This window comes from Pseudomonas sp. G1002 (genome assembly GCF_013385455.1).
In the GTDB taxonomy this organism is placed as follows: Bacteria; Pseudomonadota; Gammaproteobacteria; order Pseudomonadales; family Pseudomonadaceae; genus Aquipseudomonas.
This window is the reverse complement of sequence record NZ_JACAPY010000021.1, coordinates 17,185-31,268: the sequence shown is the minus strand read 5'-3', so window position 1 is coordinate 31,268 and position 14,084 is coordinate 17,185. Positions and strand designations below refer to the sequence as shown.

At 64.2% G+C, this 14,084-nt stretch carries 10 protein-coding genes and 1 riboswitch; of the genes, 3 read left to right on the top strand and 7 right to left on the bottom strand.

From position 1 onward, the window contains the following. Window positions 1-27: 27 nt before the first annotated feature. From HX801_RS10955 to lexA, 6 genes are all read right to left on the bottom strand, one after another. Entirely contained in the window at window positions 28-2,556 is a 2,529-nt protein-coding gene (locus HX801_RS10955) for an excinuclease ABC subunit UvrA (RefSeq protein WP_177022072.1), read from the bottom strand. A gap of 165 nt (window positions 2,557-2,721) precedes the next feature. Next, window positions 2,722-4,431: an ATP-binding protein gene (locus HX801_RS10950; RefSeq protein ID WP_177022071.1), complete on the bottom strand. Its 1,710-nt coding sequence runs from the start codon at window positions 4,429-4,431 to the stop codon at window positions 2,722-2,724. Between the two features lie 113 nt (window positions 4,432-4,544). Further along, window positions 4,545-7,634, bottom strand: a complete 3,090-nt coding sequence (locus HX801_RS10945) for an error-prone DNA polymerase (protein WP_371316565.1) — start codon at window positions 7,632-7,634, stop codon at window positions 4,545-4,547. After that, window positions 7,610-9,025 carry a DNA polymerase Y family protein gene (locus HX801_RS10940; protein WP_177022069.1) on the bottom strand — a complete coding sequence of 472 codons (1,416 nt, stop codon included), beginning with the start codon at window positions 9,023-9,025 and terminating at the stop codon, window positions 7,610-7,612. Before HX801_RS10940 ends, HX801_RS10945 begins: the two co-directional genes overlap by 25 nt. Window positions 9,026-9,032: 7 nt before the next feature. Further along, window positions 9,033-9,644, bottom strand: coding sequence for a translesion DNA synthesis-associated protein ImuA (gene imuA / locus HX801_RS10935; RefSeq protein ID WP_087694708.1), 612 nt, complete (start codon window positions 9,642-9,644; stop codon window positions 9,033-9,035). Next, window positions 9,644-10,261, bottom strand: coding sequence for a transcriptional repressor LexA (gene lexA / locus HX801_RS10930; protein ID WP_003210482.1), 618 nt, complete (start codon window positions 10,259-10,261; stop codon window positions 9,644-9,646). Before lexA ends, imuA begins: the two co-directional genes overlap by 1 nt. A 101-nt stretch (window positions 10,262-10,362) precedes the next feature. Next, window positions 10,363-10,570, top strand: a riboswitch (cobalamin riboswitch). A gap of 93 nt (window positions 10,571-10,663) precedes the next feature. Here lexA and HX801_RS10925 point away from each other — a divergent pair. The 3 genes from HX801_RS10925 to HX801_RS10915 are packed head-to-tail and all read left to right on the top strand — an operon-like array spanning window position 10,664 to window position 13,859. After that, window positions 10,664-12,598, top strand: coding sequence for a TonB-dependent siderophore receptor (locus HX801_RS10925; RefSeq protein ID WP_177022068.1), 1,935 nt, complete (start codon window positions 10,664-10,666; stop codon window positions 12,596-12,598). Between the two features lie 11 nt (window positions 12,599-12,609). Then, window positions 12,610-12,942 carry a (2Fe-2S) ferredoxin domain-containing protein gene (locus HX801_RS10920; protein WP_177022067.1) on the top strand — a complete coding sequence of 111 codons (333 nt, stop codon included), beginning with the start codon at window positions 12,610-12,612 and terminating at the stop codon, window positions 12,940-12,942. Further along, the gene (locus tag HX801_RS10915) at window positions 12,939-13,859 is read left to right on the top strand and encodes an ABC transporter substrate-binding protein (RefSeq protein WP_177022066.1); all 921 of its coding nucleotides are present in this window, start codon (window positions 12,939-12,941) and stop codon (window positions 13,857-13,859) included. Before HX801_RS10920 ends, HX801_RS10915 begins: the two co-directional genes overlap by 4 nt. 1 nt (window position 13,860) lies before the next feature. On the opposite strand, the gene HX801_RS10910 is transcribed toward HX801_RS10915, so the two are convergent. Beyond that, window positions 13,861-14,028 carry a hypothetical protein gene (locus tag HX801_RS10910; protein ID WP_177022064.1) on the bottom strand — a complete coding sequence of 56 codons (168 nt, stop codon included), beginning with the start codon at window positions 14,026-14,028 and terminating at the stop codon, window positions 13,861-13,863. Between the last annotated feature and the right edge of the window lie 56 nt (window positions 14,029-14,084).

Genomic DNA, 14,084 nt, shown 5'->3' with positions numbered 1-14,084 from the left:
CATGAATAGACCCCTTCCGGCCATTAGCTATCCCAACTCCCGCCCCAAAAACGGCGCAGTCCGGCTCCCCTTACTCTTCGCCACCTTCTGCGGCGTCCCGCTCACCACCACCTTCCCTCCTCTGTCCCCGGCACCCGGCCCAATATCAATCACCCAATCACTCTGGGCCACCACGCGCATTTCATGCTCCACCACAATCACCGTGTGCCCCGCCTCCACCAGATGATTCAACTGGCTCAACAACCGATCCACATCCCGCGGATGCAGCCCGGTCGTCGGTTCATCCAGCACATACAACGTCGCGCCCCGGGCATTGCGTTGCAGCTCGGTCGCCAGCTTGATGCGCTGCGCTTCCCCGCCCGACAGCTCCGTGGCCGGCTGGCCAAGGCGCAAATACCCCAAGCCAATATCCCGCAGCACTTGCAGCGAGCGCAGCACACCCGGCTCTTCGGCAAATACCCCTACCGCCTGTTCAACCGTCAGCCCCAGCACCTGGGCGATGGTCAGCCCTTCCCACTTGATCGCTAACGTTTCCGGGTTGTACCGCGCTCCGTGGCACGTCGGGCATGGCGCGTACACGCTGGGCATGAACAGCAATTCAACGCTGACAAACCCCTCGCCTTCGCAGTTCGGGCAGCGGCCTTTGGCGACGTTGAAGGAGAATTGCCCGGCGTCGAAATGGCGCTTTTTCGCCGCCGGTGTGGCGGCGAACAGTTTGCGTACATTGTCGAACAGGCCGGTGTAGGTCGCGAGGTTGGAGCGCGGTGTGCGGCCGATGGGTTTCTGGTCCACCTGGACCAGGCGGCGGATGTGTTCCAGGCCGCCGCTGATACGCCCGCCGCTGGTTTGCGGGGCGTCGTCTTCGAGGCTGGGTTCGTCTTCGGTTTCCACCACGCGGCCCAGGCCTGCGCCTACCAGTTCCAACAGCGCCTGGCTGACGAGGCTGGATTTGCCCGAGCCGGAAATGCCGGTGACGGCGGTGAAACAGCCCAGGGGAAAGTCCACGCTGAGGTCGTTGAGGTTGTTGCGCGTGACGCCTTCCAGGCTCAGCCAGCCGGTGGGTTGGCGCGGTGGTTGGCTGACCGGGCGTTTTTCGGCGAACAGGTATTCGCGGGTTTGCGAGGCTTCGACCTGCGCCAGGCCGGCGGGTGGGCCGCTGTACAGGACCTGGCCGCCGTGCTCGCCGGCAGCCGGGCCGACGTCGATCAGCCAGTCGGCGCGGCGCATGGTTTCGAGGTCGTGTTCCACCACGAACAGCGAGTTGCCGGCGGCCTTCAGGCGGTCGAGGGCGGCGAACAGGGCTTCGCCGTCAGCGGGATGCAGGCCGGCGGAAGGTTCGTCGAGCACGTAGATTACGCCGAACAGTTGCGAGCCCAGTTGGGTGGCCAGGCGCAGGCGTTGCAGTTCGCCGGAGGACAGGGTCGGTGTGCTGCGTTCCAGGGCCAGGTAGCCCAGGCCGAGGTCGGTCAGGGTGCTGACGCGTTCGAGCAGGTCCTGGGCGATGCGTTGGGCGGCCAGACGTTTTTCCACGGAGAGCTTTTTATCGCCCTGCCCTTCAGCCACCGGGCGCAGCAGTTCGGCAAGTTGCAGCAAGGACATTTGCGACAGTTCGCCAATGTCTACGCCGGCAAATTTCACCGACAGCGCGGCCTTGTTCAGGCGCTTGCCTTCGCACAGCGGGCATGGGCTGCCTTGCATGAATTGCGACACGCGCTTTTTCATCAGGGCGCTTTGGGAGTGGGTGAAGGTGTGCAGGATGTAGCGTCGGGCACCGGTGAAGGTGCCCTGGTAGCTGGGTTCGAGTTTGCGTTTGAGGGCGTCGCGGGTTTGGGCAGGTGTGAAGCCGGCGTACACCGGGACGGTGGGGGTTTCGTCGGTGAAGAGGATCCAGTCGCGCTGCTTTTTCGGCAGGTCGCGCCACGGGATGTCGACGTCGTAGCCGAGGGTGACGAGGATGTCGCGCTGGTTCTGGCCTTGCCATGCCAGTGGCCAGGACGCCACGGCGCGTTGGCGGATGGTGAGGGAAGGATCGGGCACCATCAGGGCTTCGGTCACTTCGTACACGCGGCCCAGGCCGTGGCATTGCGGGCAGGCGCCCTGGGGCAGGTTGGGGGAAAAGTCTTCGGCGTAGAGCATCGGTTGCCCCGCCGGGTAACTGCCGGCGCGGGAGTAGAGCATGCGGATCAGGCTGGACAAGGTGGTGACGCTGCCCACTGATGAACGTGTGCTGGGTGTACCGCGCTGTTGTTGCAGGGCCACGGCGGGCGGCAGGCCTTCGATGGCGTCGACGTCCGGTACGCCGACCTGATCGATCAGGCGGCGGGCGTAGGGCGCCACGGATTCGAAATAGCGGCGCTGGGCTTCGGCGTAGACGGTGGAGAATGCCAGCGAGGACTTGCCGGAGCCTGACACGCCGGTGAACACCACCAGGGCGTCGCGGGGGATGTCCACGTCGACGTTGCGCAGGTTGTGTTCCCGGGCACCTCGTACCCGCACGAAGCCAGGGCGTTGGGTGGTGAGTGAGGTGTCTGGTGGCAGGTTGCGCTGGGAAGTCATGGGTAACCTTATCGGTGTGTTCAAGGCAGTGAAGATCAACTGTGGGAGCCGGGCTTGCCCGCGATGACGGTGTGCCAGTTACCGGATGGGGTGCCTGACACTCCGCCATCGCGGGCAAGCCCGGCTCCCACAGTGGCTTGGTGTTGCTGGCTGGATCTTCATTCGTCACATCATTCGGGAGGTCAGTACCGAGCGCACCCGTTGCGCCAAGTCATCCGGGCCATAGGGTTTGCTCAGCAGGTGAATGTCGTTGCCCAGCAGGTGGTTGCTGGAAAGAATGTCGCGGGTATGCCCGGAGGTAAACAGCACCGCTATCGCCGGCACTTGCCTGCGCGCCCACTCGGCCAGGTCGGTGCTTTTGACCCGGCCCGGCATCACCACGTCGGTGAAGATCAGGTCCGGTTGCAGGCCGGCCTGGAGCATCAGCATGGCCCGGTCGCCGTCTTCGGCGGTGAGCACGGTGTAGCCGGATTGTTCAAGCAATTCCACCGCGGCCGCGCGTACGCCTTCGTTGTCCTCAACCACCAGGATCGTCTCATGGCCGCCGGTGGGTTGTGTGAGCTCGACGGGCGCATCGTGGTTTTCCGGCTCTCCCAGGTTGCGCGGGAAATACATCTGCACCACGGTACCGCTGCCCTCCACGCTCTCGACCTCAACATGCCCGCCACTTTGGCGCACGAACCCAAACACCATGCTCAGGCCCAGGCCGGTACCGTGGCCATTCGGCTTGGTGGTGAAAAACGGTTCGAAGGCCCGTGCCAGGATCGTTGGTGACATGCCGGCGCCGCTGTCGGCGACGGCCAGGCGCACGTATTCACCGGGGTTGATGCTTTTACCGGCGCAATCCGGAGGGTTGAGGATGATGTTTTCGCCGGTGATCCGAATCACCCCCTCGCCTTTCATGGCATCCCGGGCATTGATCGCCAGGTTGAGCAGCGCGTTTTCCAGTTGGTTGCGGTCGACGTTAATGCACCACGGATCCTGGGGCAGCTGCACATCAATGTGGATGGTTTCTCCCAGCGCCCGCTGCAGCAACTCGCCCAGGCCTTCATAGATGCGCAGCGGGTTGTACACCGCCGGTGACAATGGCTGGCGACGGGCGAAGGCCAGCAGTTGCGAGGTCAGTTTGGCCCCACGTTCCACTGCCGCGATGGCGGCGCTGACCCGGCGCTGCACCTGGGGGTTGTCCGGTTCATGCCGGGCCAGCAGGTGCAGGTTGCCGGAGACCACTTGCAGCAGGTTATTGAAGTCGTGGGCCACGCCGCCGGTCAGGCCGCCAATGGCTTCCAGCTTCTGTGATTGGCGCAACTGTTCCTCGGCGGCGGAACGGGCTTGCACCTCCGCGGCCACGCGCTGCTCCAGGTTGTGAGTGAGTTCCTGGCGCAGGCGCTCGGAGATCATATGTTCGGTGGTCTCCACTACAATCGCCAGGACCCCGGCCGGTCGTTGGTCGTCACCGGCCACGGGGCTGTAATACAGGTCCATCCAGACTTCTTCCGGGCGGCCGTCGCGCAACAGTTCCAGGGGCAGGTTGCGGTAGGACAAGGTGCCGCCAGCCAGGCAGGTGTCGACCACATTGCGGTTGAAGTCGGCGACTTCCGGCCAGCCCAGTTCCACCGGCGCACCCAGCAGATAAGGGTGGCGACCGCCGGCAAATACCGAATAGCTGTCGTTGTAGATCATGTAACCGGCGTGCCCCCACAGCATCACCATGGGCATGGGCGATGCCAGCATCATCTGCACGGCGCTGGTCAGGCTGGAGGGCCAGGCATTCATCGGGCCGAGGTCGGTGGTGGACCAATCGAAAGCACGAATCCTCTGGGCCATTTCCCCAGCCCAACCCTCACAGCCGTGGGTATTGGATAAAAACTGCATCGGTCGGCTCTGCAAAAGATAAAAGGTGGGCGGCGATGAAAACTTTGAGCCCGGCAGCGGCGGTTGGTTTCATCGCATATTGCTTATGCCGGCAGGAAGGAGCAAGGGCCGACTCAGCGAAAGTCCCGGCTGCGCACACTGATGCCCGACAGCAACGGGGTCAGGTCGGTCAAGCGCCCGGCGATCAGGTGCCGAACCTCGCCCACCGCCTCCCAGCGGCCATCCACCTTGAGCAACCGCGAGCCCACCAGCGCCTGGCGTTGGCGCTCGGCCAAATCGCGCCAGACCACCACATTGATATTGCCGAACTCATCTTCCAGGGTGACGAAGGTAACGCCGCTGGCCGTGCCAGGGCGTTGTCGACCGGTGACCAGGCCGGCGACGCTGACGTTGCGGCCATGCTCAACCTGCAGCAATTCCCTGGAACTGCGGCAACGCCGCGCGCGCAGTTCATCGCGCAACAGCGCCAACGGGTGTGGGCCCAGGGTGGTGCCGACGCTGGCGTAGTCGGCATACAAATCTTCGCCGACTGTCGGCTGCGGCAGCTCCACCACCGCCTCTTCCGGGCTGGCGATACCGGCAAACAGGCCCAATTGTTTCTGCACCCCGGCCACCTCCCAACGCGCCCGGTGCCGATGCCCGGCCAGGCCGCGCAAGGCACCGGCATCCGCCAGCAGTTCCTGGGCGCGAGTGTCCAATTGGGCACGCTCGCCCAAGTCGGCAATATCAAAAAACGCCCGGGCCTGGCGCGCCATTTCGATACGCCGGCCATCCTCTTCGCGAAACCCGGAGATCATGCGCAAGCCCATGCGAATCGCCGGTTGCTGGCCTTCGATCGGCTCAAGGCTGCAATCCCAATCACTGGCCTGCACGTCCACCGGGCGGATCTGCAAATGATGGCGACGGGCGTCCTGCAGGATCTGGTCGGGGCTGTAGAAACCCATGGGCCAGCTGTTGATCAGGGCGCAGGCAAACGCTGCCGGTTCATGGCATTTGAGCCAGCAACTGGCATAGGTCAGCAAGGCGAAACTGGCGGCGTGGGACTCGGGAAAACCGTAGCTGCCAAAGCCCTTGATCTGCTCGAAGATCTGCGCGGCGAAGGCTTCGCTGTAGCCGTTTTTCAGCATGCCGGTGCGCAGGCGTTGCTGATGGGGTTCGAGGCCGCCGTGGCGTTTCCAGGCGGCCATGGAACGGCGCAGTTGGTCGGCTTCGCCGGGGGTGTAATCGGCGGCGACCATGGCGATCTGCATGACCTGTTCCTGGAACAGCGGGATGCCCAGGGTTCGTTCCAGTACGGACTTGAGTTCCGGCGATGGGTAGGTGGTTTCTTCCTCCTTGTTCCGCCGCCGCAGGTACGGATGCACCATGCCACCCTGGATGGGCCCCGGCCGCACGATGGCGACCTCAATGACCAGGTCGTAGAATTTTTCCGGTCGCAGGCGGGGCAACATCGACATCTGCGCCCGCGACTCAATCTGGAACACGCCGATAGTGTCGGCCTTGCTGATCATCGCGTAGGTTGCCGCATCTTCCTTGGGCACCGAAGCCAGGCTCAGGTCCCGGTTGCGATGGCGGCGCAGCAGGTCGAAGCAACGGCGAATCGCACTGAGCATGCCCAGCGCGAGGATGTCCACCTTGAGCAGGCCCACGGCGTCGAGGTCGTCCTTGTCCCACTGGATGATGGTGCGCTCGGCCATGGCCGCATTTTCCACCGGCACCAGGGTGTCCAGCGGGTGTTCGGAAATCACGAAGCCGCCGGGGTGCTGGGACAGGTGCCGGGGGAAGCCGATCAGTTGCTGAGTGAGTGTGAGCACCCGGCGCAGCACCGGGCTGTCGGGGTCGAAACCACCTTCGCGCAGGCGTTCCAGGGGCGGTGCTTCGTCGCTCCAGCGCCCACAACAGTCGGCCAGGGCGTTGACCTGATCCGGCGGCAACCCGAGGGCCTTGGCCACGTCGCGCACCGCGCCGGCGCCGTGGTAGCTGCTGACCACCGCCGTCAACGCGGCGCGGGTGCGCCCGTAGCGCTGGAAGACGTATTGCAGCACTTCTTCGCGGCGTTCGTGCTCGAAGTCCACGTCGATGTCCGGCGGCTCGTTGCGTTCGCGGGACAGGAAGCGCTCGAACAGCATGTTCATCAGGCTCGGGTCGATCTCGGTGATGCCCAGGGCAAAACACACCGCCGAGTTGGCCGCCGAGCCGCGGCCCTGGCACAGGATCGAACGGCTGCGGGCGAAGCGCACAATGTCGTGTACGGTGAGGAAGTAGCTTTCGTAGCCGAGGTCGCTGATCAGTTCCAGTTCGTTATTGATCTGCTGGAGGGTCTTGGCGTCGACCCCTTTCGGCCAACGCTGGGCGATGCCTTGCTCGGTCAAGGTGCGTAACCAGGATTTTGCATCCTGGCCTTCAGGTACCAACTCCCTGGGGTATTGATAGCGCAATTGGCCGAGGTCAAAGGTGCAACGCCGGGCAATGTTCAGGGACTCTTCCAGCAAGTGCGCCGGGTACAGCGCGGCCAATGCATCGAGGCTGCGCAAGTGCCGTTCACCATTGGGATGCAGGCGCGCGCCGGCTTCGGCCACCGGGACGTGGTGACGGATTGCGGTCATGGTGTCTTGCAACGCACGGCGACCGCGCACATGCATATGCACATCGCCGCAGGCCACCGCCGGCAGGTGCAGGCTGGCGGCCAGGTTCAGGCGTTGCTCAAGGTGGCGGGCATCGTTCTGGCCGCAATGCAGCTCCACCGCCAGCCACAGGCGATCGGTGAAGGTGCTGCGCAGCCATTGGATATGGGCCTGGGTATCGGTGTCTTCGACCATCCATAACGCGAGCAAGCCGTGTACCGCGGTGAAGTCTTCCTGCAGCAAGCGGTAGTGACCTTTTTCCGCACGGCGACGGGCGATGGTGATCAGCCGGCACAGGTGTTGATAGCCTTCCAGGTTCTCCACCAGCAGCACTAGCTTGGGGCCGTTTTCCAGGCGCATCTCGCTGCCGATAATCAGCGGCAACCCGACTTCCTTGGCCGCTTGCCAGGCACGGACGATGCCCGACAAGGTGCATTCATCGGTGATCGCCAGGGCTTCGTAGCCCTGCTGCCTGGCCCGTTCAAACAGCTCGCGGGCACTGGAGGCGCCCCGCTGGAAACTGAAGTTGGACAGGCAGTGCAGCTCCGCGTACTTCATGCAAACCAGCCTTGCAGCCACAGCGTGCCGCTTTCGCCCACGGTGCGGTAAGCCCAGCCCTGCTGGCCGGCGCGGGTGCGCACCAGGTAGTAATCGCGGCGCACATCGGCGCCATCCCACCAGCCGGACTCGATGCGTTCCGGGCCCATCAGGATGTGTAGACCTTGCTCGGCCAGAGGCGTCGGTTCATGCAGCAACCAGCCCGGGCGCTGCACGTTATTTGAGGGGGTACACGGGCGAGTGTCGGCACCGGCTTGCCAGGCGCATTCGGGGCGGTGGTCGGCGTGAAACCGCAGGCCTTGCACCGCTTCATCCCCCAGCCGCGCCCGCAGGCGTTCGCGCAGTTGTTCCCACGGCAGGGTTTGTTGCGGGCGCTCGTCGAACAGGTCCTGGCGCTGGGGCACAAACACCGGCAGGTCCTCGGCCACCAGGCGAAAGCCGCGCACCGGCGAGGTGACTTGCACTTGCTCCAGGCGCCCACGGGCCAGTTCGAACAGCATCGCTGCGTCACGCTCGGCGCTGAGCAGGCCGACCTTGATCACGCTGTCGGGCTCGGCCGCGTGCTCCAGGTGCAGGTCAAAACGCTGCACGCCACTGTCGCGGCCACACAGGAACGCCGACAGATCGCCAGTCAAACGGCGCAAGGGAAACAGCAAGGCCTGGTGGGACAACACATCAAAATTCAGCTCGATGCGCACATCAAACCGGTCCGGCGGCTGGTAGAACGCCAGCGCCAGGGGCCGTTGGCCGCACAGTGCATCGAGGTGCTTGAGCAGCGCAGCGTCGAAGCGCCGGGCCAGGGTATGCCGAGGCAACGCCTGCACCTGGGCCAGGGTGCGCAAGCCCATGCGCGACAATGCGGTGGCGGCTTGCGGGTCGAGGCCGGCGCGGTCGATGGGGATCGGTGCCAGGGCGTGTTGCAGGTATTGCTCATCGGCCACGGCCAGGCCGTCGTAGACATTCGCCAATATCCGCGCCGCCGCCGGGTTCGGCGCGGCGACGATGCGGTGACGAAACCCCAGTTCGGTCAGTTCCTTGCGCAAGCGCGCTTCGAGCAACGGCCACGGCCCGAACAGGCCCAGGCTCGACTCGATCTCGAACAGCAACGCCCGTGGGTAGAACACGCTGACCTGGGAGCTGAAACGGTAGGCCCAGGCGGCGAGAAACTGCTGCCAGTATTCGATCTGCGCCGGGTCATATTCGGCGCAGGCGAACGCCTTGGTCAAGGCATGGGCCGCCGTCAGGAATTGGCCGGGGCGCAGGCCGAGTTTGCGCGCGGCGTCATTGACGGTTTGCAGCACCCGCCGCTGCGGCGTGCCGGCCAGCAGGGCCAACGGCTGGTCCGGTTCGGGGCGCGAACGCAGCACCCCGTCCAGCGCCAATTGCGGGAACACAATACACACCCAGCGCATGCCAACCTCAGTGCCCAAGCGCAATGGGCGCGGGATGGGCCAGGCCACCCCGGCACTTGAGCACCCGCACCTGCGCCGGGCTGGCCTCAACCGCCAGGCGCAACGCGGCCGGTGACGGGTTGATGGCCTCGCTCAAGGAGCGCCAGGCGAAGGCCAGGGTCTGGCCGGTTTCCGCCGCCACCTGCAAGCGGCGCAAGGCGCGGTCATCGGCCTTGCGCGGCCAGCACAGCACCGCGCCACAGCTGCCGGAACGCAGGCATTGCTCCACTGCCCACAAGGCATCGCGTTCATCGGCCTGGATCACTGACAGCTGGCGCACATCCACCCCGGCGTTTTGCCAGGCGTGGGGGTACGGCGTGTAGGGCGGCGCCACCAGCACGATGCGCTCACCGGCCGCCGCCAACCGTGCCAGGGTCGGCCACACCAGCTGCAACTCGCCCACGCCCTCCTTCGCCATCAGGATTTCGCTCAACGCCGCTTCCGGCCAGCCACCGCTGGGCAGCACCGCATCCAGGGCCGCAAGCCCGGTGGGATGGACGCTGGCCGGCGGCGCGGCGGGCCGGCCTTTCCAGACCCGGCCGCCATTGAACAGCGAGTCCAGTGCAACGACGGCGCCCATCAGCCTTGCCTCACCAGGCCGCAGAACACCCCTTCGATGGCCAGGTCCTGATCGGGCCGCACCACGATGGGTTGATAGGCGGGGTTGCGCGGCAGCAGGCGCACGCGCTCGCCCACGTGTTCGAAACGTTTGATGGTGACTTCACCGTCCAGGCGTGCCACCACGATCTGCCCGTTCAAGGCCTCGGCACTGCGGCGTACGCCTACCAGGTCGCCATCGAGGATGCCGTCTTCGATCATCGAGTCGCCCTGCACCCGCAGCAGGTAATCCGGGGTTTTCGCGAACATGCCCGGGTCGAGCAATAGACGGTTGTGCACTTCGGCATCGGCGCCAATGGGCAAACCGGCGGCCACCCGGCCGAGCACCGGAATATCCAGCAGCTCCGGCCGCGCCGGTTGATTGAGCAGGCGGATGCCGCGCGCCTGGTTGGGGTTGACCTCGATAAAGCCGCCCTCGGTCAGCGCCAGCACATGCTTGCGCGCCACGCTGCGGGAGGCAAAGCCGAACGCCTCGGCGATCTCGGCGAGGCTGGGGGACTGGCCTTGCTGCGCGATACGGTCGCGGATAAAGGTCAGGATGGCGGTACGGCGGGGCGTTAGATTCTTCATGGAGTACATTTGTACTCCTGCGGGAATTTTCTGGCAATATCCGTCAGTCGCTTCCCTGGCAACCGCCGGAAAAGTACCCGCCAAGTTGACGAACGGTCTTTCGAATGTTCAGATGCCGGCCTGTTTCAGGTGCCTCATGCCGCCGTGCATGGGGTGAAACGGGAAACCGGTGCCGCTCTTTTCGAGCCAGTCCGGTGCTGCCCCCGCAACGGTAGACGCGTGACCCCTTCGACACACCACTGTGGCCTGCGCGCCATGGGAAGGTGAAGGTGTCCATACGCGTGAGCCCGGAGACCGGCCTGGAATTCTGTTTGGCAAAATCCTGCGGTGGGCGGGCATGGGCCGGTATTGGCGTGTGCTCGGTGCCTACTCGTGCGTGCTTTTCGCGAAAGATACTTTTCCGAGAAGACTATGATTCGACCTTACAATACGTCCGTGCCCAGCCTGCTGCTCGGCTGCCTGTTCAGCCCCCTGCTGCTGGCCGACGACCCTCCCCTTGAGCTCAAGCAGCAGATCATTTCCGCACCGTCGGTGGAATCCACTACCGTGGCCGACATGGCCCAGTACGGCAGCAAGGTCGAGATCGTCACCCGCGAACAGATCGAACGCGCCGGCCCCGCCGCCGATGTGTCGCGCGTGATGCAGATGTTCATCCCCGGCCTGTACGTGGCCCCCAAGAACGGTCCGTTCGACTACGGCACCTATTCCCTGCTGGGCGGGCGCAACGATGACACGTTGATCCTGCTGGACGGCGTGCGCCTGAACAACCGCCTGTACGGCGGCCTGTACCTGGACACCCTGCCCGCCAACGCCATCGAGCGCATCGAAGTGCTCAAGGGTGGCCAGAGCCTGCTGTTCGGCACCCAGGCGGTGTCGGGAGTGATCAACATCGTCACCCGCAGCCCGCAAACCCGCGAGGCGTCCGGCGAGGTGAACCTGGGTGCCGACACCTTCGGCGGCACCACCGGCGACGCCCGGGTCGAGAAGATTTTCAATAACGGATTTGGCGACCTCGGCTTGCTGGCCTACGTCAGCCGCAACGCCTCCGAGGGCTACCAGCCGTTTCGCAACCGCGACATGAAAAACGTCAGCGACAAGAAACGCTCCTACGAAGTCACCACCTTCGGCACCAAGGCGATCCAGTCGTTTGGCGATGACACGCGCCTTGAGCTGTTTTACCAGTACGCCGACGCCAACCTCGATTTCGCCCGCCCGGTGGACAACCACAAGACCACCAACGACCGCGTGCAACAGATCGCCACGGCCACCTTCGAGCAAACCCTCAACGAGCGCCTGAGCTACTTCGTCAAAGGCCATATCAACGATTGGGACACGCGCTATACCCGCATCAACAATATCGAAGGCGGCGGCACCCGGGTCATCAACCACAACGACTACTGGGGCTTCACTGACTGGGGCGTGCAGGCCGAAGGCAAGGCCGTGCTGCCCGGCGAGCACGTGCTGGTATTCGGGTCCGATAACCAGTGGTTCAAGGGCCAGGACGATGTATTGATCATCGACGACAACAAGGCCCAGGCCCACGCGCTGTACACCCAACTGCGCCCGAATATCGAAGCCCTGCCGAACTGGCACCCGAGCATCGGCGTACGCCACGAAGCCATGAGCGGCGGCGACAGCGCCACTGTCGGCATGCTCACTTCGCTCTACGACCTCAACGACAACTGGGCCCTGCGCGGCCAATACGGCACCGCCTACAAACTGCCGAATGCCGAGCAACTGTTCGTCAACGAAGACGATGAGAAAGGCAACCGCAACCTCAAGCCGGAGAAGAGCCGCAACGCCGAACTGGGCGTCGACTACAGGGGCAGCCTGCTGGCCCGGGACTTCAGCGCCAGCGTCACGCTGTTCAAACGCAAGATCACCGACCTGATCACCCTGGACGATATCCAGTGGGTCAACGGCCAGGGGCAGATCCAGATGCGTGGTTTCGAGGCCGACGCCAAGCTGCAGCTCAATGAACAATGGAGCGTGCAGGCCGACATGACCCGCAACCTCACCGAGTCCCGTGCGGGTGTCACCATCAACGATATCCCAGGCTTCTTCGCCCGCTCGCGGGTCGGCTATGAATCGGCGGACCGCCTGTGGGGCGTCGGTACCGCCGTGCGTTACATCGGCGATATCGTCAGCTCGAAAAAGGTCGAGTACGGTAACTACACCGTGGTGGATGCCGACGCCTATCGCTATCTCGACAACGCCCACCAACACCGCGTGAGCCTGCTGGTAGAAAACCTGTTCGACCGCGATTACGTCACCAGCCGCGCCAGCAACGTCGACAACCTCGGGCGGCCGTTCACCTCCGAAGTACGCTACACGTATCGCTTCTGATGAGTACGCCCGTGGAAACTCATCCGGACTGGTCCCACGTGCCTGACCACGCCCGTCACGTGTTCCTGTGCACCGGCCCGCGCTGCACCCAGCGTGGCGCGCTGCAACTGTGGAAAACCCTGCGCCGCCACCTGCTGCAACACGACTGCATCGAAATGCCTGGCGGCGTACTGTTGACCCGCACCCACTGCCAGTTCCCGTGCAACCTGGGGCCAATCGTGACGGTGTACCCGGACACTTGCTGGTACGGCGTGCACAGCAACGCAGACGTGCAACGGCTGGTGGAAGTGCATCTGGTGGGCGGCGAAGTCGTCGAGGATCTGCTGATCAAGGAGCGCCCATGAAAGCCTCGTGGTTGCTGTTGGGCGCCCTGCTCTGCCCATCGTTGGCCCTGGCGGACCGTTATCGCAACTGCAACCAGGACTGGACGGCCGCCCACTCACCGCCTTCGCGCATCGTGGCCCTCAATCAGCATGCGGCCGACCTGTTATTGGCGCTGGATGTCGGTCCCGCATTGGTGGGCGTGGCTTATCTGGATGACAACGGTGTGGCCCACCGACACGGCGAGTATTTCGGCGTGCCGGTGATTGCGCCCAAGTACCCGTCCAGCGAAGTGCTCTATGCGCAGAAACCGGATCTGGTGGTCGGTGGATTCGCCACTGCATTTGGCGCCGGCGTTACTTCCCGCACAGGGTTGGCAGGCAACGGGGTTGGGTCGTATTTGCTGGAGTCGGCGTGCGACGGGCATTCGCTAGATTACTTCGGGCATATCCGCAACGACCTGTTCACCCTTGGCGCCCTGGTGCATAAACAGCCACGGGCGCAGGCGTTGAGCGATGCCATGGACGCCGACCTGGCCAGTGCCCAGGCGCTGGCTGGTGAGGGTAAACCGCTGTCGGTGTTTTACCTGGACAGTGAGGTCAACGGGTTGGACAGCGAGGGTCGGCGTGGTTTTGTCACCACGTTGGTGGCGGCTGCTGGTGCGCGCAATTTATTTGCCGGGATCAACCAATACCGCGTCACCGTGAGCAGCGAAACCCTGCTGATGAGTGACCCGGATGTGATCTTGCTGGCAGATGCGCTGTGGTCACCGGCCAGCCGCAAACGTCAGTTGCTGACCACCGACCCGGTGCTGTCGCGTTTGCGGGCGGTGCGGGAGAACCGGATGATCGATATTCCGTTTACCCATTTGGTGCCTACCGCGAATAGCGGCCGAGTCGTGTTGGAGTTGGCGAGGCAATTCAAAAAACTGGCTGAATAATTCACGAGCGAAGCGCCTGACCAATTTCCTCAGTCCATGCCACCGACCAAAGTTGTGAAACGCTGTAGGTTTCCAATGCTGAGCGCATCGTACTTTTGATCTCCTCCAGCTCCTGGCCTGACAGATCAGGGTGATAGAGCTCGCACTTGGTGGCCGAGATATCACTCATCCCGGCTTCAGTGACTACCGGCTCGACCGCGCCACCATCCACCGGGGAAAGCCGGG